This window comes from Yoonia sp. I 8.24 (genome assembly GCF_022096995.1).
Taxonomy (GTDB): domain Bacteria; phylum Pseudomonadota; class Alphaproteobacteria; order Rhodobacterales; family Rhodobacteraceae; genus Yoonia.
Genome location: NZ_JACXGQ010000020.1, coordinates 1 through 354, shown reverse-complemented (window position 1 = coordinate 354; position 354 = coordinate 1). Strand labels below are relative to the sequence as shown.

The following is a 354-nucleotide window of genomic DNA, read 5'->3' as shown; positions in this document are numbered from 1 at the left end:
GCCACGACGCGACAGGTATCGCACCGATGACCGATCAACTTGCAGCACATCGCACGCCCGTCGCTGGCTGACCTGATGAACGTCCATCAAATGCACCACAGCTTTCCGCTTTCCAACGGGCGTCACCACTTTTTCGAATTAATGTCTCTCAACATTGCGCGCGACCATTGTCCTCGGACCAATGGCGGACAATGCCACGCTCGAGCATCTGTTCGGCAAGCAGCTTCTTCAGTTTGCCGTTCTCGTCCTCCAATGCCCGCAATCGCTTCGCATAAGACGGCTCCATGCCGCCATACTTGGATTTGTACTTGTAGAACGTAGCTGAGCTGATCCCGTGCCGCCGAGATACGTCAC

The 354-nt window shown here is 55.6% G+C and carries 1 pseudogene; it reads right to left on the bottom strand.

The features are described from left to right. Window positions 1–354, bottom strand: a pseudogene (locus Yoon_RS17885) (transposase); the annotation flags it as partial.